The sequence below is a fragment of the Ruegeria sp. AP12 genome (assembly GCF_056540025.1).
The window spans coordinates 1-1,058 of record NZ_JBQFVZ010000099.1 but is presented as its reverse complement, the minus strand read 5'-3'; the positions used below and the strand labels follow the sequence as shown (position 1 = coordinate 1,058).

Below are 1,058 nucleotides of genomic sequence, written 5' to 3'. Positions count from 1 at the left end.
AAGCGCCTAGGCTAATAAACCATCTGGCGTTTGAACAGCGTGTCAGGCAAATCACCGCCCTATCTCGGTTTGCATTGAAAGCGTTCAGCCGGTAGGCCTCGAAATCGCAGGCGTGTTGTTCAATCCAAGGCCCGAAGTCTCTTTAGCAAAGACGAGGTATCCCAGCGGCCGCCGCCGAGTTTCTGAACATCCTTGTAAAACTGATCGACCAACGCCGTCACCGGAAGGCTCGCCCCGGTTTCATTTGCAGTATCAAGACAAATCCCCAGATCTTTGCGCATCCAGTCCACGGCAAAACCGTGGTCAAAATGGTCGTCCAGCATCGTTTCGTACCTGTTGGCCATCTGCCAGCTTCCTGCTGCGCCTTGGCTGATAACCTCGACGACCGCACGCCCGTCCAGACCGGCTTTCTCGGCGAAATGCAGGGCCTCGCTCAAGCCCTGAACCAGACCAGCGATCGCAATTTGGTTGCTCATCTTCGTCATCTGACCCGAACCGCTTTCGCCAATCCGACGACAGATCTTCGAATAGACCTGCATGATCGGCTCGGCTGCATCGTAAACAGACTGATCCCCGCCGCACATGATCGAAAGGACACCGTTTTCGGCCCCCGCCTGACCGCCCGAAATCGGCGCGTCTACAAAGCCCAAACCCTGATCCTTCGCCGCCGCATACAACTCGCGTGTGACTTTAGCTGAAACGGTGGTGTGGTCAACGAGCGTGGTGCTTTGCGACATCCCGGAGAACGCTCCGTCTGCCCCGGTGCAAACGCTTCGTAGGTCATCGTCATTCCCCACACAGGTCATGACAAAATCTGCCCCCTCAGCCGCGGCGCGCGGGGTTGCCGCCAACAAGCCACCATGTTCGGCAACCCAGGCTTCAGCTTTAGCCGCCGTCCGGTTGAAAACCGTTACTTCGTGGCCTGCGGCCTGCAAGTGGCCTGCCATCGGATAGCCCATCACGCCCAGGCCGAGAAAAGCAAGTTTAGCCATTACTTATGTCCTCTACTACAAAAGGTCTCGCGGTGTTTGACCCGCAAAAAAAGCATCCAGATTGTC

General features: G+C 56.7%; 1 protein-coding gene. It reads right to left on the bottom strand.

The genetic code is table 11. The annotated features are described in order from the left end of the window. Positions 1-119: 119 nt before the first annotated feature. The gene (locus ACR0E6_RS21500; RefSeq protein WP_480587126.1) at positions 120-992 is read right to left on the bottom strand and encodes an NAD(P)-dependent oxidoreductase; all 873 of its coding nucleotides are present in this window, start codon (positions 990-992) and stop codon (positions 120-122) included. Positions 993-1,058 lie beyond the last annotated feature (66 nt).